The organism is Virgisporangium aliadipatigenens, from assembly GCF_016863615.1.
Classification (GTDB): Bacteria; Actinomycetota; Actinomycetes; order Mycobacteriales; family Micromonosporaceae; genus Virgisporangium; species Virgisporangium aliadipatigenens.
In genome coordinates this window covers 14129-37726 of sequence record NZ_BOPF01000064.1, presented here as the reverse complement: position 1 = coordinate 37726, position 23598 = coordinate 14129, and the positions used below count along the sequence as shown (strand labels likewise).

The following is a 23598-nucleotide window of genomic DNA, read 5'->3' as shown; positions in this document are numbered from 1 at the left end:
ATTGCAACGACCCATCGAACCCGCCCGACGGACCCGCGACCTGATGCACCGCTTTGAAAAACTGTCTTCGTGGATGCACTTCTCGGTCAGTTGCCCGCTCTCGTCGGCGTGCTCGTGGGCACGCTCGGCACCGTCCTCGCCACCCACGTGGCCGAGCGTTCCCGCTGGTCGAGAGCGCAGTCCGTGCGCTGGGACGATCGCCGCGTCGAGGCCTACGCCGAGTACGCCCGCGCGCTCAAGGAGGTCTCGATCGTCACCCTGCGGCTGCGGGCGGCCACCGGCGCGCCGGACCCCGGGCCCGACCGGCAGGCGGGCCTCGCGCTGCTGGCCGAGGCGGAGGCCGAGCGGTCGAAGGCCTGGGAGCGGGTGCTGCTGCTCGGCGACCAGGCGACCGTGACCGCCGCGCGGGACTGGAGCGACGCGGTCCGGGACCTACGGCTGGCCGTGCGCGCAGACGCGGCCGAGGGGTTCGACTGGGAGGCCGGCGTGCGGCACATGGACACGTGTCGCGACCGCTTCTACGCGGCGGCCCGGGCCGGGTTGTCCGTCGGCGGCGCCGTGGCCCAGGCGGCCTGGCTCGCGGACCGCAACGCCTCGGCCTGACGTCAATGTGACAGGCTGTCCTGCCATGGAACCGACCTACGTGGACTTCTCGCGTTCCCCCGCCGGCACCGGCAACGCCGCTGTGAAGATCGAGCGCGGCTCGGCGGGTGCCGGTCGGCTCGAGCTGGACAACGGCGGCACGCTCCGCATGGTCTTCACCGTGCCCGAGGGCGAACGCCATGACCAGGCGACCCTCACCGTCACCGGCCTGGCGTCCAGGCTCGGCCGCTCCCCCGGCCACGCGCCGATGTACGTGACGCTCAACGACAGCCCGGTGATCGACCGCTGGACCATTCCCGGCGGCGGGGACCTGCCGACGCCGTGCGCGTTCGCGGTGCCCGGCGACCTGCTGCGCCCCGGTGCCAACGAACTCACGATCACCAGCGCCGCCGATGCGCGCACCCGCCTGTGGCTGTACCGGGTCACGCTCGACCCGGTCTGGGAACGCGGCCGCACGGAGCGGGTCCTCGCCGCGCGCGAGGCGACCGAGCCGGTGCTGCGCTACGAGACGCGCCGCGGCGGCGCGGGAGCCGACGGCTGGCGCGCCGGGCCGACCGTCTGGGTGTACGTGGATCGCGGCGAGGAACGCCTCCCCGCGCAGCTCTCCTGGCAGGACGCCCGCGGCCAGGACTGGTCGGTGACGTTCGAGGCGGGGGTGAACGCGTTCTACGGGCACTGCCGGATGCGTGGGGCACGGCCGTGCGAGTTCCGCGGCACGCTCACCGGCCGGTGGTCTGCGGACGCGTCGCCCGGCCCGGCGCCGGCCCGCTACGCGACGTGGGAGGGGTGGGGCGGCGGCTGGCACCGTTCGAACGGCATCGCCCTCCTGGTCGGCGACGGCGTGCGGCCGCTGCGGCGGGTGGCGTGGCGCGACACGTTCGGCAACAACGGGACGATCGGGTTCGATCCGGACGGCGGCTTCATCGGCACCTACCAGCGGGTGGGTGAGGGCCCCATCGGATACCGCGGGGAGCGCCTGCTCAAGGGTTAGCATGCCGGGGTGGACCGGGACGACCTGGTCCGGCTGCGCCGGGCCCGCGATCTGATCAACCGCGAGTACGCGAAGCCGCTGGACGTTCCGGCGCTGGCGCGGGCCGCCCACATGTCGCCCGGCCACTTCTCGCGCAGCTTCCGGGCGGCGTTCGGGGAGACGCCCTACAGCTACCTGATGACCCGCCGGATCGAACGCGCGAAGGCGCTGCTGCGCATCGGCGAGCTGAGCGTGACCGAGGTGTGCTGGGCGGTGGGCTGTTCGTCGCTGGGGTCGTTCAGCACGCGCTTCACCGAGCTCGTCGGCGAGTCGCCGAGCGCGTACCGCGCGCGCAGCCACTCCGGGGCGGAGCCGATCCCGGCCTGCGTGGTCAAGATCTTCACCCGGCCGGTGCGAAGCGGGTCGGTCAGGAACGGATCGGTCAGGAACGGAGAAGCACGCCCGGCCGCCAATACGTAGCGTGGCTCCCATGAACGTCAGACTTCAGCACTGCTTCATCGCCGTCGACGACCACGACAAGGCCATCCACTTCTACCGGGACCTCCTCGGCCTGGAGATCACCAACGACGTCGCCTACGAGGGCATGCGCTGGGTGAGCATGACGCCGCCCGCCCAGCCGGAGATCCAGATCGTGCTCGAGAACCCGGACGCCAGCCCGGACGCCTCCGCCGCCGACCGCGAGATCCTCAAGGATCTGCTGGCCAAGGGGCTGCTGCGCGGCGTGGTGTTCGAGGTCGACGACGTCGACGCCACGTTCGACCGGGTGCAGGCCGGTGGTGCCGAGGTGCTCCAGGAGCCGATCGACCAGCACTACGGGGTGCGCGACTGCGCGTTCCGCGACCCGGCCGGCAACATGATCCGCATCAACCAACGCAAGAAGTGATCCCGTTGCGTAGAAGGCGTCACCGCACGATCAGCGCGGGCTCGATCCGGTGGACCCGGGCGGTCGCCAGGTCGTAGAACATCCCCTCCAGGCGCAGCCGGCCGGCGGCCTCGGCGGCCGTGACGCTGGGATGGGTGCGCAGGTTCGCCAGCTGCTGGAGCACGTTGTCGACGGAGAGCTGGTCCAGCTCCGGCAGCGGCTCCCGCGCGGGCCGCAGCTCCCCGGCCGGCCCGCCCGCGGGAGTGAGCCGCGCCTGCGCCAACCACTCCCGCAGCGCCGTCCCCTCGGCGCCGCCGCCCTCGTGCAACGCCCGGACGGCGCCGCACGAGGAGTGGCCGCACACCGTGATCGTGCGCACCCGCAGCACGTCGACCGCGTACTCGATGGCGGCGCCGACGCTGTGGTCCCCGCCGGTACCCTGCCCGGCGGCCCGGTACGGCGGCACGATGTTGCCCACGTTGCGCACGCAGAACAGGTCGCCGGGGCCGCTGGCGGTGATGACGTTCGGGACGAGGCGGGAGTCGGCGCAGGTGATGAAGAGCTGGTCGGGTGCCTGCCCGTGCCGCGCGAGATCCGCCATGAGCGGCCGCACGAGCGGGGCCACCGAACGTTCGTACTCGTGCGCGCCACCGCTGCGCGCACCGGAGAACAGCCACCGGGGCAGTGCGCGCGGCAGGCTCTTCGCCCCGCCGAGGCTGCCCGCGGCGGCCCGCCGGAACCAGGTGTCGTGCTGCTCCTCGACGCTGACCGTGCCGCCCTGCTTCTCGTAGGCCTGCCGCCAGCCGTCGATCGCCTCGAAGGCCGCGTGGTCGAGGAAGTCCAGGTGCAGCAGTACCGTCACGTTGCCGCCGGGCGGGATGGCGCGCAGGCGTTCGGCGAGCCGGCTGACGCCCAAGAAGAACAGCGTGCCGGTGATCTCCACGCGCCACCGGCCGCCCTCCGGCTGGGTGATCGACACCCGGCAGTGCGCGAGCCGCCAAAGCGCCGTCGCGAGGGCCACCACCATCCCCAGGACCACCCCGGCGATCAGGTCCACGAAGACGACGCCGAGGACGGTGACCGCGTACGCGGGGAGTTCCCGATAACGCCGGAACGTGCGGATGTGGCCGGTGTCGACCAGGCGCACGCCGACCACGACGAGCACCGCGGCCAGGGCGGACAGCGGGATCAGCTCCAGTGCGCCGGCGGCGAGCAGCACGGCGCCGGCCACCCACACGGCGTGCAGGATCGTCGAGGCGCGGGTGCGCGCACCGGCCGCCACGTTTGTCGAACCGCGCACGATGACACCGGTCACGGGCAGGCCGCCGAGCGCGCCCGACACGGCGTTGGCCGCGCCCTGGGCGAGCAGTTCGCGGTCGAGGTCGGCGGGCGGGCCGTCGTGCAGCTTGTCGATGGCGACGGCCGACAGCAGCGACTCGACGCTCGCCACCAGGGCGACCGACACGACGGCGACGGCGAGCGGCCAGGCCGGCGCGTCGGGCCAGACCGGCGCCGCGATCGCGCCGAGCGGGTCGTCGGGCAGGTCGACGCGGGCGAGGTCGAGGTCCCACACGGCGGCCACGGCGGTGGCGGCGCCCACGGCGACCAGCGGCGCCGGCAGCCAGAACGCCTTCACGACGCGCGGCCACCCGAGCAGGATCGCGACCGTCAGCAGGCCGACCGTGACGGCCGCGTCGTGCCGTTCGATCAGCTGGGCGGGCAGGTCGCGCAGGTTGCGGGCGGCGGAGGACTGCGGCTCGCCGCCGAGCAGGACGTGCACCTGGCTCAACGCGATCACCACGCCGATGCCGGCGAGCATGCCGTGCACGACCGCCGGTGAGAGGGTCAGCGCGGTGCGGGCCAGCCGGGACAGGCCGAGCAGCACCTGCACCATGCCGGCGAGCGCCACGATGACCGTGGTGCCGGCCCAGCCGAACTCCGCGACGATGCCGGCCACCAGGACCGTCAACCCGGCGGCCGGGCCGGTGACCTGCAGGCGCGAGCCGCCGAGAACGCCGGCGACCACGCCACCGACGACGGCGGCGATCATGCCGGCCATGAGGGGCGCCCCGCTGGCCGCGGCGATGCCGAGCGACAGCGGGATGGCGATGAGGAACACGACGAAGGATGCGGGTAGGTCGTGCGCGAGGACGGTGCGCGCGACGGCTTTCCACAATGGGCGGTCCATGGATACTCCCGGGTCGTCAGCAGGCTCGGGCTGTTGGCTTGGGTCGCCGAGAGCAAAGTACCGGTATTTCGGACCAAACGGGCCTACGTAACAAGCTGTACATCTGGGAGTACTGACAGAATGTCGGCGTGGACTACTACCTGATCCCCTCCCGGCGGGCGCTCGTCGTCGAGGAGTTCACGTTCGGCGCGGACCACACCGCGGCCGCGCTGGACTGCGCCGCCTGGTCGGCGGCCGACGGCTGGTGGTCCTCGGCCGTCCTCGCCAAGCAGCTGTGCGCCGAGCCGGCGCTCGCCGTCGCCGTCACCCGCGAGGCGGCCGCCGCGAACTACCCGGGCGTGTTGCCGTCCGAGGATCACCTACGCGGGTACTTCACGGACCCCCTGCCGCTGTCGGTCGCACCGCCGTTGCGGCTGCGCCCCGACGCCCCGCCGATCTACCGCGTCCTCTTCGCGGGAGACGCCGCCGGTGCCCCCACGGTCGTCGGCGACGAGCACCACTCGGTCGAACTGCGTGAGCTGCACACCCTCCACGCCTGGGCGGTCGACGTGACCGTCCTGTCGCCGCACGCCCCACCGGTCGGCCCGGTGCTGCGTCAGGTGATCCAAGCCATGCGGCACAACGGTTTCCTCCCCGTCACGGTGGAACTCCTCGGCTGAGCCGCCCGATCGCGTCGGCCAGCCGGGCGAGCAGCGGGGCCGGATCGTCCGCGCCGTCGATCCGCCAGCGCGCGACGGCCGCGGGCCGCAGCGCCGCACCGGGCGGATCGTCCCCGAACAGCCGCCGCAGCAGCCCGAAGTCGAGCACCGCGTCCGGCGACTCGGCGAGCAGCACCGCGTCGTACAGATCCTTGAACTGCGCCACCTCCCGGTCCCGCTGGTCGGTGTGCAGCCACTGCAGCTTCCACGCCAGCGACAGCTCGCGCGACGCGGCCCACACGGCGGTCGGCGGGTCCGCGAGGCACGGCACCGCCAGCGCGACCGGGTCGCGGGGAAGGCGTTCGTCGTAGGCGAAGTCGATCTGCAGCGCACCGGTCCCGCCGTCGCCCTCCCACGGCACCGCCACCCGGAAGCCCGCCGCGCCCGCGTACCCCGCGTACCCGTCGTCCTCGCCGAGCCGGTCGCAGTCGGCGCGCTCGGCCAGCAGCTTCACCGTCCCGGCGACCGGATCGCGGCGGATCAGCTCGATGACGTCCTCGTGCGCGGTCGGCAGGTCGTCGTCGTCGATCACCCAGGTCAGCCCGTCCGGCGGCACCTTCGGATGCATCCCACCCGTCTCGAACTCCTCCTCCGCGCCCCAGAACTCGTGCCGCAGCGCCCCGTGCGCCGCCTCCGGCCACCACTGCGCCCACGAGCGTGAAGCGACGTACGGATACGGGTGCCCGTCGTCGATCGGCACCGCGGCGGAGGGGCGCAGGACGAAGTCGAGATCGCCGGGATCGCGCGCCGCACCGGGCGCGAACGCCAGCATCGCCATGCTGCCGCGCAGCACCAGCACCTCACCGAGCGGCGACGCGGCGACCAGGCGCAGCACGTGGTCCAGAACGGCGCGGCGCGCGCTCATCCCAGCCAGCCCGCGTCCAGGCCGAGGTTGTCGTCGTACACCACGAACTCCTCCTCGACCTCCAGCACCGGCACGCCCAGCACACCGATCGCGTCGAGCAGGGCGTCGAGGCGGGCCCGGGCCCCGGCGCGGCCCACGGCACGGCAGCGCTGCGTGAGGAACCGCTCCTGCGTCCCGTCGGCGAGGCGGCGACGGGCGTTGCGCGAGACGTGCGCGCCGTGCGGCGCACCGGCGGCCCGCAGCCCGGTCACCGCACCGTCGTCGGGGAGGGCGACCTTCACGTGGTGCTCGAAGTAGCACTCCGGCAGCTCGGCCGCGGCGGCCGCGTCCCGGGGCACCCCGGCGTTGTCGGCCGACGCCTCCACCTTCAGCCGCACCACGCCGTGGCCGGCCGCACCGAGCCGGCGCGCCCACTCCCGCCCGGCCGCCACCTGCTCGGCGAGCGTGCCGCGGGCGTGCCGGGTCAGCATCGGCTGCTCGGGCGTGCGCCCCCGGTCCAGCACGATCTCGCTGTACTTGAACCCGTGCGCCGCCGCCCACTCGCCCAGCCCGTCGGGCCCGCCGGCCGCCACGGTCAGGTGCGTCTCGAAGGCCCCCGAAAACTCCCTCACGCCGCAGATGCTAGGCCGGGGCTACGACACTTTCCCCGGGCGCCTCGCGCAGGATCGGCAGCAGCACCCGGAACGTGGCGCCCTCCCCCGGCCCGGTCTCCAGGGTGACCGTGCCGCCGTGCGCCTCCACCAGCGAGCGCACGATGGACAGGCCGAGCCCCGCCCCGGCGCCGTCCTCCCGGTGGCGGGACCGGTCGGCCCGGTAGAACCGGTCGAACACCCGCGCCGCCTGTTCGGGGGCCAGTCCCGGGCCCCGGTCGGCGAGTTCGAGGACGGCGTGGCCGTGCGCGGTGCCGACGCCGATCCGCACGGGCGTGCCGGCGGGGGTGTGCGTGACGGCGTTCCCGACGAGGTTGGTGATCACCTGGCGGAGCCGCGCCTCGTCGCCGAGAACGGGCGCGCGGCCGGGTGCGCCGCCGGCCGGGCCGGTCAGTTCCACCGGACGGGTGGGGTCCAGCGCGCGCAGATCGCCCAGCGCGTCGGCGGCGAGCGTTCGCAGGTCCATGGGGGTGGGCGCGATCGCGTCGGGCTGCTGGTCGAGGCGGGCGAGCAGCAGCAGGTCCTCGGCGAGCGAGGCCAGCCGGGTGGCCTCCCGTTCGATGTGGGCCATCGTGCGGTCGACGTCGGCGCGCTCCGGCAGGCCGCCCATGCGGTACAGCTCGGTGAAGCCCTTGATGCCGAACAGCGGCGTGCGCAGTTCGTGGCTGACGTCGCCGAGGAAGACCCGCATGCGTGCCTCGGCGGCGGTCCGCGCCGCGAACGCGCCCTCCAACTGGCCGAGCATCCCGTTGAGCGCCACGGACAGCCGGCCCACCTCGGTGCGCGGCCCGGCCAGCACGGGCACGCGGTGCGACAGGTCACCGCCGGCGATGGCGGCGGCGGTCTCCTCGATGCGGCGCAGCGGGCGCAGCCCGGCGTTCACCAGGAAGAACCCGAGGAGGGCGAGCGCCGCCAGCACCGCGAGCGTGGTCAGGATCCCGACCGTCCACATGCGACGGACGGTGGAGTCCACTTCGGACAGTGGCACCGCGACGACGACCGAGCCGCCCTCCGCCGCGGCGCCGGTGACCACCCGCCACCCGTCCGCGTCGAACGGCCGGGTGCCGCGCGCCGCCACCGCCGCCGCGTCGAGCCGGGACAGCCGCGGCCCGGCGCCGGCACCGGGTGTGCCCATCTCCGCGACGAGGTCGCCGGCCGGCGAGAGCCGCGCGATGTACACCTCCCGCACGAGGTCGAGCTGCACGGTCAGCTCGCGCGGCAGCACGCCGCTCGGCGACGTGACCGGCAGCCGCGCGAAGAGGCCGCCGATCAGGGTCAGCTGGGCGTCGACCCGGTCCACGAGATGCGCCCGGAGCACGCCGACCACGACCGCCTGCACGGTCAGCACCCCGACCGCGCTCAGCGCCAGCGCGATGACGAGCACCCGCACCCGCAACGACAGCCGGCTCACCGCGGCCGCCGCAGGACGTACCCGGTGCCGTGCACGGTCTGGATCAGCTTCGACGCCCCGGTGTCCACCTTGCGCCGCAGGTAGCTGATGTAGGTGTCGACGATGCCGGTGTCGCCGCCGAAGTCGTACTGCCAGACCTGTTCCAGGATCTGCGCCTTGGAGACGACCCGGCCGGCGTTGCGCATCAGGTAGTGCAGCAGCCGGAACTCCGTGGGCGACAGCTTCACCGGGATCCCGTCGCGGGTCACCTGCCGCCCCTCCGGGTCGAGTGCGAGGTCGGCGACCGTCAGGGTGTCCACTGTGGAGCCTCCGGTGCGCCGCAGCACGGCGCGGATCCGCGCGATCAGTTCCTCCAGGTCGAACGGCTTCGTGACGTAGTCGTCGCCGCCGAGCGTCAGCCCGTGCACCTTGTCCGCCGGGGCGTCGCGCGCGGTCAGGAAGAGCACCGGCACGCGCGCCCCGTCGGCCCGCAGCCGCCTCACCACGTCGAACCCGTCCATGTCCGGCAGCATCACGTCCAGCAGCACCAGGTCCGGCGGGTCCCGCCGGGCGCTGTCGACGGCCGCCGCACCGGTGGCCGCCGACGTCACCGCGAACCCGGCGAAGCGCAGCGTCGCCGACAGCAGTTCACGCACGGTCGGTTCGTCGTCGACGACGAGCAACGTCTCCATACCCACCTACGCTAGACGTCCCTGCGGCGCAGCACGGCGAGAGCGACGCCGAGCAGCGCGGCCACGCAGGACCAGTACAGGCCCATGCCCTGCCAGGGCCCGAGCAGGTCCGGGTTCGGCACCACGTTCGTCACCGACAGGCCCGCCATCGTCGGCCACCACCGACCGAACCACTCCGGCAGCAGCCCGGCCACCAGCGGCAGCACGAGCGTGACGGCGACCAGGACGGCGAACGCCCCCGCCGTGGCCCGCAGCAGCACCCCGAGCGCGACCCCGATCAGCGCCACGCCGGTCAGCCACAGCCCGGTCCCGGCGACCGCCCGCAGCACGAACGGATCGCCCAGCGACGTGTGCGGCGCCCCACCCTCGGCCAGCATGGCCTGCCCGCTGAAGTACGCGGCGAACGCCGCCACCTGTCCGAGCACGAACGCCGCGCCGCCGTAGACGACCGCCTTGGCCGCGAGGAACATCCCGCGCCGCGGCACGAACGCGAGGCTGGTGCGGATCATCCCGGTGGCGTACTCGGACGTGACGCTCAGGACACCGAGCACCCCGATCGCCAGTTGCGCGAGGTAGAAGCACGCGCCGAGGCTGAGGTTCGTCGGGTCGAACGACGCCCGCTCCTCGGGCGTGGCCTCGAGATAGCCCCGCGCCTGGCCGCTGCTGATGAGCATGCCCATCCCGACGGCGATCGCCACGGTCAGCAGCGCGGTGTACACCGACGAGCGCAGGCTCCGGAATTTGGTCCACTCGGAGCGGATCACGTTCATCGGGCACCCGCCCGGTACTCGACGCTCTCGCGGGTCAGCTCCATGAAGGCGTCCTCCAGCGACACCCGGTGCGGCGCCAGTTCCGACAGCGGCATGCCGTGGAACGCCGCCAGTTTCCCGATCGCCGCACCGTCCAGTTCGGACACCAGCAGCGCGTCGCCGTCGCCGCGCCGCACGCTGCCGCCGGAGGCCGTCAGCAGCCGCGCGAACGCGTCCGGATCCGCCGCCCGCACCAGCATCTCCTGTTCGGCCGTCGAGCGCAGGAACTCCTCCAGCCCGCTGTCGGCCACCAGCCGCCCGCGCCCGATGACGACCAGATGGTCGGCCGTCAGCGCCATCTCGCTCATCAGGTGGCTCGACACCAGCACCGTGCGCCCCTCGGCGGCGAAGCCGCGCATCAGTTCGCGGATCCAGCGGATGCCCTCCGGGTCGAGCCCGTTGACCGGCTCGTCGAACATCAGCACCGGCGGGTCGCCGAGCAGCGCCGCCGCCACCCCGAGGCGCTGGTTCATCCCGAGGGAGAAGCCGCCCGCCCGCCGCCGGGCCGCCGCGCTGAGACCGACCAGTTCGAGGACCTCGTGGACCCGGGCCGCCGCGATCCCGTTGCTCTGCGCCAGCGCCAGCAGATGGTGGAACGCCGTGCGCCCCGGATGCACCGCGCGGGCATCCAGCAGCGCGCCGACCTCGTGTGCGGGCGCACGCAGTTCGCCGTAGCGCCTGCCGCCCACGGTCACCGTGCCGCGCGTGGGTGCGTCGAGTCCCAGGATCATGCGCATCGTCGTGGACTTGCCGGCACCGTTGGGCCCGAGGAACCCGGTGACCCGACCCGGTTCGACGGTGAAGCTCAGGTCGTCGACCGCCAACGTGTGCCCGTACTGCTTGGTGAGGCCCCTCGCCTCGATCCGAACGCTCATGCGCAGCACGCTGTCAGCCCGAATTGGGCGGTCCCGGTGAGCCTCTGTGCGTTTCCTGCACACATACCGCCCACCGATGGCCATCCCGGACACTACCGGACCGGACTCACCGCAGGGTCAGAGACGGACGATCCGCGCACCGTCCACCGCCACCAGGCCGAGCAACGGCTCCCGCGCGGTGACCAGGACGAAGCCGCCGCCGGACGGGAGCAGCGGCCGGACCTGGTCCGGGTGCACGGCGCCGTCGAGCAGGACCAGCAGCCGCAGCGCGGCCGTGCGTTCGCGGTACAGGGCCACCGCGCGGTCGAGGCCGGCCGGCGCCGGCACCCCCCACGTCCCCAGGAACGCCGCCAGCGCGGCCGCCGGCCCCGCCGCCGCGTCGGCGACCAGGCGACCGTCCGGAAAGCGGTGCGCGGCGGCGGCGACCCAGCGCCGGGCGAGGGCGGACGCGCCCGCGCCGACCAGCATCGTGAGCGCCACCCCGTCCGGCCCGCCGGCCGCCGCGTGCTCGTCCAGCGCCGCGAACGCGTCGGCGTGACCGTCCACAGTGGACGTCGCCGGGACGGCATCGCCCGACACCGTGCCGCCCGAAAGCACCTCGCGGTGCGCCCGGATCAGCCGCGGCCCGGGGTCGAGGCCCAGGTCGGCGGCGAGCCGTTCGCGCACCGCGTGGAACAGGCCGAGCGCCTCCGGCGTGCGGCCGGCCCGGTGCAGGGCCAGCATGGCCAGTTCGACGAGGCGTTCGCGGTGCGGGTGGGCCGCCGCGAGGCCCGGCAGATCGGCGCCCGGGTCGTCGCCGAGGTCGAGCCGGGCGGCCGTGCGCCCCTCGACGGCGGTCAGGCGCAGCTCCTCCAGGGCCGGGACGACGGCGGCGTGCAGGCGGGTGCCGCCGGCGTTCGACAGCGGCGGGCCGCGCCACAGCGCCAGGGCCTCTTCCAGCAGGGCCACCCGCCGGGCCGGATCGTCCACTGTGGACGCCGTCGCGACGAGGCGGCGCATCCGGTGCGCGTCCACGAGATCGGCGTCGACGCGCAGTTCGTAGGCGTCGCCGTGGGAGCGGACGGTCGCCGGCACGTCGCGCAGCGCGGCCCGGATCGTCGCCACGTGGTTGTGCAGCGCGTGCCGGGCGCTGGGCGGCGGTTCGGCGTCCCAGAGCAGGTCGTACAGGCGCTGCACGGGCACCACCCGGTTGGCCTCCACGAGCAGCAGCGCCAGCAGGCCCCGTTCGCGGCGGCGCCCGAGCGGCACCGTCGCGCCGGGCTCGATCCGCACCGGCCCGAGGACCCGCAGCGCGATCACGCGAGGCGTTCCCGCAGGCCGGTCGCGAGCGCGTGGTCACCGTCCACGATGGACAGTGCGCGCCGCCAGGCCTCCCGCGCCGCCCGCCGGTTGCCGGTGTCCGCGTGGGCGTCACCGAGATGCGCGAGCGCCTCCGCCTCGTCGTGCGGGTCACCCGCCGCGCGATACAGTTCCACCGCCCGGTCGAACTGCGAGATCGCGGCCGCCGGGTCGCCCTGACGGTGGCGCAGCGTGGCGAGCGTGTCCAGGATTCCGGCCTGGGCCTTGACGTCACCGATCTCCTCGGCCGTCGCGAGGGCCCGTTCGCAGTGCGGCAGCGCCTCGGCGTGGCGGCCCAGGCGGGTGAGCGCCCGGCCGACGGCGTTCATCGCGTGGACGCGGCCGGAGGCGAGGCCGGCGCGGGTGTAGGACGAAAGCGCCGCGTGGGCGTGGCGCAGCGCGGCCTCGTGGTCACCGCGCCGGTCGTGCACCCGCCGCACGATGTCGTGCGTGTGCGCGAGACCCCGGTACGCGCGGGCCCGGCCGTCGAGGTCCCCGGCCCGTTCGGCCGCCGCCGCCGCGTCGTTGTGCGTGGCGACGATGTCCGACCAGCGGCCGCGCCGTTCGAGGTAGACCGACATCAGCCGGACCAGTTGCCACGTCTCGCGGGCCAGGTCGAGATCCTGGGCGAACCGCACGACCGACAGCAGCGTGTCCACCTCGGCGTCGTAGTAGTCCAGCGCCTGCGCCGTGTCGGCGGCGCTGCCGCACACCACGCCCGGCGCCGGCGGCTGCAGTCGCATCGGCGCCGTGCCCGGGTCGAGCACCAGCACGATCGCCTGCCCCGTGTGCAGGTAGTGGTCGATCATCCGCCGTCGGGCCGCCGCGCACTCCGCCGCGCCGAGCGCGTGGGCGTGCCGGGCGGCGTAGTCGCTCACGAGGTCGTGCATGCCGAAGCGCCCGCCCGGGCGTTCCATCACGAAATGCGCCCGCACAAGGGCGCGCAGCGAGTCGCGAACGGCATCGAGCGGCGCGCCGGCCAGGCTCGTCACCGCCCCCAGACAGAACGTCTCCGCGGGATGCAGCCCCAGCACGGCGAGCAGGTGCCGGGCGGGCGCGGGCAGCGCCCGGTACGACAGGTCCAGCGACGCGCGCAGCGACGCCGCGGCATCGCCCTCGACGCTGAGCCGCCCGATCCGATCGGCCCGCAGCTCGGCCAGGTGCGCGGCGATCCCCCGCTCCGGGTCGACCAGCAGGTGGGCTGCCGCGACCCGCAGCGCCAACGGCAGGTGGGCGCACGCGTCGGCCAGCGCGGCGAGCGCCTCCGGCTCGGCGGCGGCCCGCTCCGGGCCCACGATCTCGGCCAGCAGCCGCACCGCCCCGTCCGGCGCGAGCACCTCGACGGGCACGTGCGCGCCGAGTCCCGGCAGCGGCTCCCGGCACGTCACCACCACCGCCGAACCGGCACCCGCCGGCACCAGCGGCAGGACGTCGGCGGCGGCGTGCGCGTTGTCGACGACGACGAGCAGGCGACGACCGGCGGTGCGCTCCCGGTACAGCGCCACCGCGCGGTCCAACGCCACCGGGATGCGCCCGTCCGGCACACCCAACGCCCGCAGGAACCGCGACAGCGCCTCGTGCGGCCCGACCGGCGGGTCGTGCGAGTAGCCGCGCAGGTCGACGAAGAGCTGCCCGTCGGGGAACCGCCCGGCGGCCCCGCGCCCCCAGTGCACGACGAGCGCGGTTTTCCCCACACCCCCCGCCCCGCTGACGACAACCACCGGCGGCTCTGTGTCGATCTTGCAGTCGTGGCTGCGACAAACCGCTTCCCCGGGGGCAGGTCGGGCGCCACAACTGCAAGATCGGCGGGGGTCCACCGCCGCGTCCAGGCGGGCGAGCAGCTCCTCGCGGGCCGTGAAGAAGGGCGGGGCGACCGGGAGTTGGCGGGGGGCCTCGGCGGCGTCGAGGGTCGGGTCCTGGCGCAGGATGCGGCCGTGCAGGTCGGCCAGCGCCGGCCCCGGTTCGGTGCCGACTTCGGTGCCGAGCGCCTTGCGGGTGCGCCGGAACAGGTCGAGCGCCTCCGTCGCCCGGCCGCCCCGGTACAGCGCCAGCATGGCCAGCTCGGCGAGGCGTTCCCGGGCGGGATAGGTGGCGACGAGCCCGCCGAGCGTGCCGGCCAGCGCGTCGTGGCGGCCCAGCGCGAGGCCGGCCGAGGCCAGTTCCTCGTGGGCGCTCAGGTAGGCGTCGGTCAGCTCCGGCGCGATCCGTTCCCGCAGCCGGTCCGACGCCGCGTTGTGCAACGGCGGCCCGCGCCACAGCGCCACGGCCGACTCCAGCAGCCGCGCGCGGCGCACCGGGTCACCGATCTCCCGGGCCTGCGCGACGATCCGGCGCATCCGGTGCACGTCCACGTCGTCCGGTTCGACCAGCACCGCGTAGCCGCCGTCGCGGGACACCAGCGCGTCCGGCCCGGCGCCGGCGGCGGCGAGCGCGGCCCGCACCGCGGCGACGTGGTTGTGCACCGCCCGCCGGGCCGTCGCCGGCTGCGGGCCGTCCCACAGCAGGTCACAGAGGCGTTCCACGGGGAGAACCCGGCCGGGGCGCAGCAGGAGCAGCGCCAGCACGGCCCGCTCCTGGCGGCGGTTGAGGGTGTGCGTCGTCCCGTCGTCGGCGTCGATCTGCACCGGGCCGAGGATGCGGAACAGCATCGAGGCAGACTACCGGCGTCGCAGTTGCCGCCGTCGATCCGGCCCGGCGGACACGGCGCGTAGCGGCCCGGTTGCGGGCGCCGCGGCCCCGGCGTGCGCGGGAGTCAGCCGGGCGGCCCCTCCGGCGACACGTCCCCGTCCGGGACCGCGCGCACCCGCCGTACAGCCTGGCGCACCGTGGTCAACAGATCCTCCACAGGCGGGTTGAGCAGGACGTGAACGGGTATCACACCGGCCATGGTCGACGTCATGAGCAGATGCCCGGTGTGCGGCGCCCGGGTGCACGTCAGCGCCGGAGCCGCCACCCCGCCGCACGAAAACGAGGAGCGCGGCGGCCCCTGCGCCGGAGCCGGGAAACCCACCAAATAGGAGGACCTTTCGGGGTCCGTCGCTCGGCCGTTGTGTCCGGGTGAGCGCGCCGGGGAGCATGGAACCCCGTGACGCGTCACCGGATGCCCCGTCGTAAGGGCCCCTTCGCGGCCGCACTCCTGACCGTCGCCGCCGGGGTGGCGGTCGCCGTCGCGGACCCGTTCGAGCGCAGCGCGCCCGCTGTGCCGGTCACCGACAGCGTCGTGCAGGTCGTGACGGATGCGCCGCTGAACACGTTCCCCGGGACACACGCCCTGGGCGCGGGCATCGACGGGCTCGAGAAGGGCGAGATCGACAAGGTCTGGACCCCGGACAACATCAAGGCGATGCGCTCCGCCGGCTTCGGCGCGATCAGCTACCGGCTGCGCACCGAACTCGGCGTCAAGGCCTGGCACTGGAACCCGAACGGCACCTGGAGCGACCCCGCGAAGCAGCAGGGCTACTGGACCTCCGACACCGAGGTGCGCGACGACCCGGGGGTCTCCTACGGGTACCACCTGCCGCGCCGGGGCAACACCATCGACCAGGCCAACAACGACGGCTACTCGCGCCTGGCCGACGGCAACCCCGACTCGTTCTGGAAGAGCAACCCGTACCTCGACTCGCACTTCACGAAGGAGCCGGACGCCGACCATCCACAGTGGATGCTCGCCGCGTTCGACGAGCCCGTGCCGGTGGACACCCTGCGGATCGCCTGGGGAACCCCGTACGCCACGCAGTTCCGGGTGCAGTACTGGACCGGTGAGGACGCCCTCTTCCCCGCGCAGGAGGGGCCGGTCGACTGGAAGGACTTCCCGATCGGCGCGCACACCGGCCGCGGCGGCACCCAGACCGTCAAGGTGGCGAACGCGCCGGTGACCGTGCAGTTCGTGCGGGTGCTCATGACGGCCGACAGCGACACCGCACCGCCCGGCAGCACGGACGTGCGCGACCGGCTCGGCTACGCCGTGCGGGAGTTGTCCGTCGGCCAGACCAAGGGCGGCACCTTCGTCGACCACGTGAAGCACGACCGCTCGCAGAACCAGACGCACATGGTGACCTCCTCCACCGACCCGTGGCACCGCGCCGAGGACCTCGACAAGAACTACGAGCACGCCAGCTTCGAACGCACCTTCGCCAGCGGCATCACCAACGACGCGCCGATGATGGTGCCGGTGCCGGCGCTGTACGGCACCCCCGACGACGCCGCCGCGCTCGCCGCCTACCTGCGCAACCGGGGCTTCCCCGTCGAACGGGTCGAGGTCGGCGAGGAGCCCGACGGCCAGATCGCCCAGCCGGCCGACTACGCCGCCCTGTACCTGCAGATGGCGACCGCCATGAAGGGGGAGAACCCCGAACTGGAGTTCGGCGGGCCGGGGTACCAGACCGTCATCCCCGACTGGTTCGCCTGGCCGGACCGGGACGGCGTGCGCTCGTGGACCGGCCAGTTCGTGTCGTACCTGAAGAAGCGCGGCCGCATGGACGACTTCGACTTCTTCTCCTTCGAGTGGTACCCGTTCGACGACGTGTGCGAGGAACCGTCCGGCCCGCTCGCCCGGCAGCCCGGCATGCTCGCCGACATCCTCAAGAAGCAGGAGGCCGCGGGACTCCCGCGCGAGGTGCCGAAGGTGATCACCGAGTACGGCTACTCGTCGTTCGTCGGGCAGCCGGAGGTGGAGATGCCCGGCGCCATCATGAACGCCGAGATCGCCGCGCACCTGCTCACCCTCGGCGGGGAGACCAGTTACTACTACGGGCTCGAACCCAACGACGTCTTCCAGGAGGACGAGGGCAAGCCGTGCAACACCTGGGGCAACCTGATGCTGTTCCAGTTCGTGGAGGACCAGCCGGTGCGCCCGTTGGCGACGTTCCACTCGGCACAGCTGGTCAACCACCACTGGGCGCAGCCCGGCACCGGCAAGCACACCGTCTACAAGGCGACGTCCTCAGTGGACAGTGGAACCGTCACCGCCTACGCGCTGCGCCGCCCGGACGGGAAACTCTCCGTCATGATCCTCAACAAGAACCCGCGCAAGTCGTTGACCGTGCGGCTCACGCACGGCTCCGAGAACGCGCAGCGGCCGGTCGGCGGCGAGCTGAAGCTGTGGCAGTACTCGCCGCTGCAGTACGAGTGGATCCCGCACCCGCAGGGGCACGCCTACCCCGGGCTCAACGAGCCGCCGTACCGGCACACCGTCGAGGAGGGCGACGCGGTGCTGCTGCCGCCCTACTCCATCACCGTGCTGCGCACCAAGGGGTCTACCTACTGAAGACCTCGACGCCGTCGACGAAGGCCTTCTCCACGCGGCTCATCGGGTCGAGCGGGTCGCCGGACCACAGGCACAGGTCCGCGTCCTTGCCGGGCGCGAGCGAGCCGACCCGGTCCGCGATCCCCAGGACGCGCGCCGGGGTCAGCGTCACCGACCGCAGCGCGGTCTCCCGGTCGAGACCTTCCTTCACACAGAACGCCACCTGGTGGATCAGGTGCTGGATCGGCAGGAACGGGTGATCGGTCGTGATGGCGATCTCCACTCCCGCGGCGGCCAGGATCCCGGGGTTGGCCAGTGACACGTTGCGAAGCTCCACCTTGGCCCGGGAACCCATCACCGGCCCGATCACCACCGGCACACCGCGTGCGGCGATCACGTCGGCGATCAGGTGCGCCTCGGTGCCGTGGTCGATCACCAGGTCGTACCCGAACTCCGCCGCGATGCGCAGCCCGGTCGCGATGTCGTCCGCGCGGTGGCTGTGCTGCCGCCACGGGATCTCCTTGCGCAGCACCCGCGCCAGCGCCTCCAGCCGCAGGTCCCGTTCGCGGGTCGGATCGTCCTCGCCGCGCAGGTAGTTCTCCGCCTTGACGAACGCCTCCCGGATGACGGCCGCCGTCCCGAGCCGGCTCATCGGCATCTTGTGCTGGTCGCCGTAGACCCGCTTCGGGTTCTCGCCCAGGGCCGACTTGAGGCCGCTCGGCTGGCGCAGCACCATGTCGTCGACGGTGCGGCCGTGACATTTGACCGCCACCGTCAGGCCGCCGATCGGGTTGCCCGAGCCGGGTTGGACGTTCACGGCGAGGACGCCGGAGGCGATCGCGTCGCGGAAGCCGGTGTCGGCCGGGTTGATCGCGTCGATGGCGCGCACGTGTGCGGTGTTCGGGTCGGTCATCTCGTTCATGTCGTGGCCGGCCCAGCCGTCGCCCTCCTCGTACACGCCGAGGTGGGTGTGCGCGTCGATCAGTCCGGGCAGCACCCAGGCGCCCGCCGCGTCGACCACCTTCGCACCGGCCGGAACGGCCACGTCGGCACCGACGGCCGTGATCCGACCGTTGTCCACCAGGACCGTCCCGACGTTCACGGGCGCCGCCTCGATCGGCACCACCCGTCCCCCGACGATCGCGAGCACGTGATCTCCCCTCTTGCCTGCGCTGCGTGTGCGCATCCGGCCGCTGTGTATCCGCGTGGACAGACTATCGAGCCGGTGGACGCTACCCTGACGGCCGTGTTCGACCGCTCCACCTGGCCGGCGCGGCAGGTGCTCATGGAGGCTCAGGCCGCGGCCCGCTCCCGGGGCAGCAGCACGATCACCGCTGTCCACCTGCTCCTGGGGATCATCCGGATCGGCGACAGTGCCGGGGTCCGGGTGCTGCGCGCGCTCGGCGTGCACCCGGACGCGCTCTTCCGCGAGCTGGACGCGATCGCCGCGCGCGGGCCCGCGCCGGAGGGCACGATCCCGTTCGGCGACTCCGCGCTGCGCACCCTGGAGCGCTTCCCGGTCGAGGCGCAGCGGCTCGGACACGAGCACCGCGGCACCGAACATCTGCTGCTGGCCGCGATCGCCTCGCTGGGCAGCGCGCTGCCCGGCACCGACATCGACATCGCGACGGCGCGCGAAGCGGTTCTGCGGCTGTACGACGCCGGGATGGAGCCCGAGCCCTCGGACCGTCCGTCCATACCGGACGGTCGCGTGCCGGGCCACTCGTGGTCCGATTCCGTCTTCGCGCACCTCGACCGGCGCAGCCGCGCCGTGCTCGAACGGGCCGCCGCCGAGGCGCGCGGCTTCCGCCACGGCTACATCGGCACCGAACACCTGCTGCTCGGCATCCTCGCCGACGCGCAGACGAGCGTGTCGATGGGCCTGTATCTCGCGCCCGACGCGGCCCGTCACCGGGTGCGCTATCTGCTCGGCGAGGGCGAACGGTACTCCGGCGGCCACCTGCCGTTCAGCGCCCGGGCGCGGGAGGCCCTGGAGCACGCCGTCGAGGTGGCCCGCGAGGCCGGTGACCCGCAGGTGCGACCCGAACATCTGCTGCGCGGCCTGCTCCGGGAGGGCGACGCGATGGCGGTGCAGGTGCTCGACGGCGCCGGGGTCAACGTCGCGGCGGTCCTCGACCGGCTGCCGGAGCGCTCCGCGACGACGGTCGAACTGCCGGTCGTCGCCGCGGTCGCCGGCGCACCGGAGCCCGACGCGACGACCGTCTTCGCGCCGGAGCCGGACCTGGCCACCGTTTCGGCGCCGGTGCCGGACGTGGCCACCGTCCCGGCGCTGGACCTGGAGACGCCGACGCAGGTGCTGTGGCCGCTGGCCGTCATGCCGGCCGCCCGCGCTCCCGGGCCGCCGCCGACCGCTGCGTCACCGCCGCCCGACGCCCCACAGCCCGACTCGCCGCGCCTTGACGCATCGCCGCCCGACGCCGCGCGCCCCGACTCGCCGCCCCCCGACGCATCGCCGCCCGGCGAAGGGCCGGCCGAAGAGCGGCCGCCGGACGGGGATCCGCCGGGCACCGGCCTGACCGAAGGGATCCGGCTCGTCCGGGGACTGCACACGCTGGAGGAGATCGACGCCCGCCTGGCCGAGGTGATGGCCGAACGCGACGCCGCCATCGAATCCCGGCAGTGGCCCGCCGTCTCCCGCCTGCACACCGAGCACCGCGACCTGCTCGCCCGCTGGGCCGTGCTCAGCCGCGCCCAGGAGCGCCGCCAACAGGCCGCCCCCGCCGTCCCGGCGATCCCGGAGACCTCCGGCCGCCTTCCCGACCCGGCGCGCTCGGCCGCCGTTCTCATCGGAACGGCCGACTACGACGACCCGGACCTGCCCGACCTGCCGGCGGTGCGCGGAAATCTGCTGAATCTCGCCGACATTCTCGCCGACCCGGCGATCGGCGGCTTCGAGCCGCGCCACGTGCACACGTTCGTCAACCCGTCCTACGACGCGGCCGCCAAGCTGGCCGAGATCGCCGAGGAGACCACCGACACGCTCGTCGTGTACTACGCCGGGCACGGGCTCGTCGCCTCCAACGGGGAGCTGTACCTGGGCCTGGCGACCACCCGCAACCGCCGGGCGGTATTCACCGCGCTGGCGTACCAGGCGCTGCGGCTGGCCGTCGTGGAGAGCCCGGCGAGCAACAAGGTGGTGGTCCTGGACTGCTGCTTCTCCGGCCGCGCGATCGGGCTGATGGCGGGCGCGGACGGGATCGCCGGCGGGCAGGTCGACGTCGCCGGCACCTACGTGCTGACCGCCACCTCGGCGACCAACCCCGCCCGGATCGTCGACGACGCCCGCACGTCGGCGTTCACCGGCGCGCTGCTGGAGCTGCTGCGCGAGGGAACGCCGACGGCGGGACGGCTGCTACGACTCAACCACGTCTACCCGTGGCTGCGCCGCACCCTGACCGAACGCGGACTGCCGGCCCCGCAGCACCGCGGCTCCGACCTGATCGGCGATCTGGCGCTGACCCGCAACCCGCACTGGCTCTGACGCACCGCGCATGTCCACAGTGGACGTTCACGTCTGCGTCGCGCTGAAGCTGAACGCCCGGTCCACGAGGGTCGGTCCGGCGACGGCGTTCGGCGCCCACACGAACACCCGCACCCGGAAGGTGCCGTTGCCCAGCAGTTCGACCGGATCGGTGAAGGTGTAGAACGGCCCGTCGTTGCAGGTGGCGACGAACGCCGGAACGGTGCCGGCGGGCCAGGTACCGGCCGGGAACACCAGGTCGTAGATGCCGGAACCGGCGTGCGTGACGGTGAAGCCGCTGCCGGCCCGCACACCGCCGTTGGCGGTGATCACACCGGAGACGGTCTTCTTCGCGGCGGCCCCCGGCGGGCCGCTCGGCCCGGGCGGGCCACTCGGCCCGCGCGTTCCCTGCGGCCCGGGAATCCCCTGTTGCCCCTGCGGTCCGGCCGGACCCGCCGGCCCCTTCTGGTTCCAGTTCAGCGGTTTCTCCGCGGCGCCGCACTCCCCCTTGACCGGCCCGAGCGGGTCGCTGTCGATGACCCGCAGCGCGCCGGTCTCGGGGTTGTAGCAGCCGTGGATCACGCCGTCCCCGTCCGGGATGCTGGCGTACGCGATGCCCGCACCGACCGCGAGAAACGCCCCGGCGGCGACGACGGTGAGCAGCAGGCGACGTGTTCTGTTCAATGGATTTCCCTTCCCAGGCGTGCGTTGACGCCGGAAAGGAGAACAGAGCCGTCACCGCGGGGGCGATACGCACAATCGCGTAGTATCAGCCGCCGAGCTGCTCGCGGATCGCGTCCAGGGCGGGATCGCGGCCTTCGCGCAGCGCCGCCATCGTCGGGGGCGCGTAGATGTCCGGCGCGATGGCGTTCCTCCGGTCGAACGGCCATGACGTCTGCCAGTACAGGTCGGACACGTTCACCCGCAATCCGCTCCACGGCAGGCGGAACGGGTCCGTCTCGCCCACGAAGTTCGGGCGGGAGCCGGTGGGCTCGCCGACGAAGACGGCCCGCGTGTGCCGGTCGAGCAGCGTGGCGGTGTTCTGCGCGGCGGAGAACGTGGCCCGCCCGACGACAACGAAGACGGGTGTGTCCGGCCGGCGGATCACGTGGTGCACCAACGGCTGCGCCAGGAACGTGTTCCCGCCGCCGTTCCAGCGCAGGTCGATCACGAGTGCGGCGGCATGCGCGTCGACGGCGGCGAACAGGCGTTCGTAGTGCTGCTCCAGCAGCTCGTCGGGTTTGTCGCCGATCCCGTTGAACCGGAAGTGCACGATGTCCGGATCGGTCAGGTGCGTGAAGCCGTACAGTTCCGTGGCGCTGCGTACGTAGGCGGGCGCGTCCTCGCCCACGAACGGGCATCCGCGCGGCCACCCCCTCGGTTCCGGCTCCTTGACCGCATCCACCGTGGCGTCCCCGGCGGTGGTGGTGAGCGTCAGGCGGTCGGGGCGTTCGGCCACGCCGAGCGCGTGCAACCACACGGGCTGCCGCAGCCACACGGCCGCAGAGGCGTCCGGCCCGAACTCGTTGTCCCGCGTCAGCAACGGATCCAGCGCCGCGACGACCTCCTCGACCGGCCGGCCGTCGACGGTGAGCAGCCGCGCACCGACGAGGTGTTCCCATCGCGGGTCCGCCCCCGGCACATGCCACCCCTCCGCGAACCGGTAGAACCACACCGGTACCGCGCGGCTCCACGCCGGGAACGCCTCGGCGTGGTCCACGCCCGCGTGCCCGTCGCCGAGCAGCCGCAGCAGCCCCCAGACGCGAACGGCGACCCGCACGTCGTCCAGCTCCGCCACCTCGTGGCCCAGCGCGTCGATCCCGGCCTCGAAGCCCGCCACCGGGAACGGCACGCGCCGCAACGCCTCCCGCCGTAGCACGGACAGGTCCAGCCGCCAACCGTCCACCCGGGACAGTCCTGCGGTGTCGTACGGCCCCACGAGCGCCCGGAGGCGGGTGTCGTCTCGTAGGTCTGCGAAGCACGGATCGTCGAGGACCCGCGCGGGGTCGCGCAGGGCATCGTCGAGCGCGTGCGTCAACGACTCCAGCGCCCGGGCGGCGTCGCCGAGGCGCGCGTGGCAGCGGGCGATGCGATAGTCCAGCTCGCCCGGGAAGACGGAGGTGAGCGGCGGCGGTTCGGGCCCCCGGACCGGCCACACGCCGAACCGTTTCGCGCGCGTCCACGCGTCCAGTGCACCGGCCGCGTCGCCGGTCTCGAACCGCGCCTGTGCCAGCCGGTCCCAGTACACGCCGTTGACCGGGTTGCGCGCGACAACGTGCTCCCATCCCCGGATTGCCGCCGCCCATTCCCGCGCGCCCGACAACCGCGCCGCGTGCGCCACCGCGGCGAGCTGACTCACCGGGGAGCCACCGACGTCGCGAAGAACAGCCGCACCTCACGCGCCCCCTCGGGCACCAACGAACGGTCGGTGGCGCGATCGGCGTAGCGGCGCACGAGGGCGTTCAACGAAGAGGTGACCTCGGCCAGTTCCTCGGCCGTCAGCGCGGTCGTGACCCCGCCGAAGCCGACGGCGTCGCGCCACTGCGGCGGCTCGGTGGCGTGCCCGTGCAGCCGCTCCTTGAGCTTGCCGACCTCGTGGTCGAGGAAGACCTCGCTCGCGGCCCGCGACGCGGCCTGCCCTTCCTCCCCGAACCCGTCACCGGAGAGGTCCTGGCGGAAGCTGGTGAGCTTCCACGGCTTTTCCCGGCCGGCACCGGCGGGTGCCTGCTCGACGAAGCCGTACTTGGCCAGGATGTTGAGGTGGTAGGAGCAGCTGGCGACGCTCTCACCCAGTTCCTCGGCGCAGCGGGTGGCGGTCGCGGTCTCCACCCGCCCGACGAGGTCGATGAGCTTCCAGCGCAACGGATGGGCGAGCGCTCGCAGTGTCTTCGGATCCGACGGCATGCGCCCA

General features: G+C 73.7%; 21 protein-coding genes. 7 read left to right on the top strand and 14 right to left on the bottom strand.

The window, feature by feature from the left end:
* Positions 1–69 precede the first annotated feature (69 nt).
* The 4 genes from Val02_RS44980 to Val02_RS44965 are packed head-to-tail and all read left to right on the top strand — an operon-like array spanning position 70 to position 2477.
* A complete protein-coding gene (locus Val02_RS44980) occupies positions 70–603 on the top strand; it encodes a hypothetical protein (protein WP_203905513.1) in 534 nt (177 codons plus the stop codon).
* Between the two features lie 25 nt (positions 604–628).
* Entirely contained in the window at positions 629–1594 is a 966-nt protein-coding gene (locus Val02_RS44975; protein WP_203905512.1) for a hypothetical protein, read from the top strand.
* Between the two features lie 9 nt (positions 1595–1603).
* Complete coding sequence (locus Val02_RS44970) at positions 1604–2053, top strand: helix-turn-helix transcriptional regulator (protein WP_203905511.1); 450 nt, start codon at positions 1604–1606, stop codon at positions 2051–2053.
* A gap of 10 nt (positions 2054–2063) precedes the next feature.
* Positions 2064–2477: a VOC family protein gene (locus Val02_RS44965; RefSeq protein WP_203905510.1), complete on the top strand. Its 414-nt coding sequence runs from the start codon at positions 2064–2066 to the stop codon at positions 2475–2477.
* Between the two features lie 19 nt (positions 2478–2496).
* Here Val02_RS44965 and Val02_RS44960 read toward each other — a convergent pair whose 3' ends face one another.
* Positions 2497–4644, bottom strand: a complete 2148-nt coding sequence (locus Val02_RS44960) for a SulP family inorganic anion transporter (RefSeq protein ID WP_203905509.1) — start codon at positions 4642–4644, stop codon at positions 2497–2499.
* Positions 4645–4772: 128 nt separating this feature from the next.
* On the opposite strand from Val02_RS44960, the gene Val02_RS44955 reads away from it, so the two are divergent.
* Complete coding sequence (locus Val02_RS44955; RefSeq protein ID WP_203905508.1) at positions 4773–5303, top strand: hypothetical protein; 531 nt, start codon at positions 4773–4775, stop codon at positions 5301–5303.
* Here Val02_RS44955 and Val02_RS44950 read toward each other — a convergent pair.
* The 9 genes from Val02_RS44950 to Val02_RS44910 all read right to left on the bottom strand — a co-directional run bounded on the left by Val02_RS44950 (position 5281) and on the right by Val02_RS44910 (position 14914).
* Positions 5281–6207, bottom strand: a complete 927-nt coding sequence (locus Val02_RS44950) for a nucleotidyl transferase AbiEii/AbiGii toxin family protein (protein WP_203905507.1) — start codon at positions 6205–6207, stop codon at positions 5281–5283. The two genes, Val02_RS44955 and Val02_RS44950, sit on opposite strands and share 23 nt — an antisense overlap.
* Positions 6204–6818, bottom strand: coding sequence for a hypothetical protein (locus Val02_RS44945; RefSeq protein WP_203905506.1), 615 nt, complete (start codon positions 6816–6818; stop codon positions 6204–6206). The genes Val02_RS44950 and Val02_RS44945 overlap by 4 nt, the downstream gene beginning before the upstream one ends.
* Positions 6819–6828: 10 nt before the next feature.
* Positions 6829–8268, bottom strand: a complete 1440-nt coding sequence (locus tag Val02_RS44940) for a sensor histidine kinase (RefSeq protein ID WP_203905505.1) — start codon at positions 8266–8268, stop codon at positions 6829–6831.
* The gene (locus tag Val02_RS44935; protein ID WP_203905504.1) at positions 8265–8939 is read right to left on the bottom strand and encodes a response regulator transcription factor; all 675 of its coding nucleotides are present in this window, start codon (positions 8937–8939) and stop codon (positions 8265–8267) included. Before Val02_RS44935 ends, Val02_RS44940 begins: the two co-directional genes overlap by 4 nt.
* Before the next feature lie 11 nt (positions 8940–8950).
* On the bottom strand, positions 8951–9709 hold the full coding sequence (locus tag Val02_RS44930; protein ID WP_203905503.1) for an ABC-2 transporter permease family protein: 759 nt from the start codon (positions 9707–9709) through the stop codon (positions 8951–8953).
* Positions 9706–10623, bottom strand: coding sequence for an ATP-binding cassette domain-containing protein (locus tag Val02_RS44925; protein WP_203905502.1), 918 nt, complete (start codon positions 10621–10623; stop codon positions 9706–9708). The genes Val02_RS44930 and Val02_RS44925 overlap by 4 nt, the downstream gene beginning before the upstream one ends.
* Before the next feature lie 117 nt (positions 10624–10740).
* Entirely contained in the window at positions 10741–11922 is a 1182-nt protein-coding gene (locus Val02_RS44920) for an AfsR/SARP family transcriptional regulator (protein WP_203905501.1), read from the bottom strand.
* A complete protein-coding gene (locus Val02_RS44915; protein ID WP_203905500.1) occupies positions 11919–14609 on the bottom strand; it encodes an AfsR/SARP family transcriptional regulator in 2691 nt (896 codons plus the stop codon). The genes Val02_RS44920 and Val02_RS44915 overlap by 4 nt, the downstream gene beginning before the upstream one ends.
* A gap of 104 nt (positions 14610–14713) precedes the next feature.
* Positions 14714–14914, bottom strand: a complete 201-nt coding sequence (locus tag Val02_RS44910) for a hypothetical protein (protein ID WP_203905499.1) — start codon at positions 14912–14914, stop codon at positions 14714–14716.
* A gap of 147 nt (positions 14915–15061) precedes the next feature.
* Between Val02_RS44910 and Val02_RS44905 the strand changes: the two genes are divergently transcribed.
* Positions 15062–17227 (top strand): discoidin domain-containing protein, encoded by a 2166-nt coding sequence (locus tag Val02_RS44905; RefSeq protein WP_203905498.1) that lies wholly within the window; start codon positions 15062–15064, stop codon positions 17225–17227.
* Here the strand turns inward: Val02_RS44905 and Val02_RS44900 are convergent.
* The gene (locus Val02_RS44900) at positions 17217–18356 is read right to left on the bottom strand and encodes an amidohydrolase (RefSeq protein ID WP_239153812.1); all 1140 of its coding nucleotides are present in this window, start codon (positions 18354–18356) and stop codon (positions 17217–17219) included. The two genes, Val02_RS44905 and Val02_RS44900, sit on opposite strands and share 11 nt — an antisense overlap.
* Before the next feature lie 75 nt (positions 18357–18431).
* On the opposite strand from Val02_RS44900, the gene Val02_RS44895 reads away from it, so the two are divergent.
* Positions 18432–20708 (top strand): caspase family protein, encoded by a 2277-nt coding sequence (locus Val02_RS44895; protein ID WP_203905496.1) that lies wholly within the window; start codon positions 18432–18434, stop codon positions 20706–20708.
* A 27-nt stretch (positions 20709–20735) separates the two neighbouring features.
* Here Val02_RS44895 and Val02_RS44890 read toward each other — a convergent pair whose 3' ends face one another.
* From Val02_RS44890 to Val02_RS44880, 3 genes are all read right to left on the bottom strand, one after another.
* The gene (locus tag Val02_RS44890; RefSeq protein ID WP_203905495.1) at positions 20736–21371 is read right to left on the bottom strand and encodes a hypothetical protein; all 636 of its coding nucleotides are present in this window, start codon (positions 21369–21371) and stop codon (positions 20736–20738) included.
* A gap of 85 nt (positions 21372–21456) precedes the next feature.
* Entirely contained in the window at positions 21457–23046 is a 1590-nt protein-coding gene (locus Val02_RS44885) for a TPR end-of-group domain-containing protein (RefSeq protein WP_203905494.1), read from the bottom strand.
* Positions 23043–23591 carry an ArsR/SmtB family transcription factor gene (locus Val02_RS44880; protein WP_203905493.1) on the bottom strand — a complete coding sequence of 183 codons (549 nt, stop codon included), beginning with the start codon at positions 23589–23591 and terminating at the stop codon, positions 23043–23045. Before Val02_RS44880 ends, Val02_RS44885 begins: the two co-directional genes overlap by 4 nt.
* Positions 23592–23598: the final 7 nt, after the last annotated feature.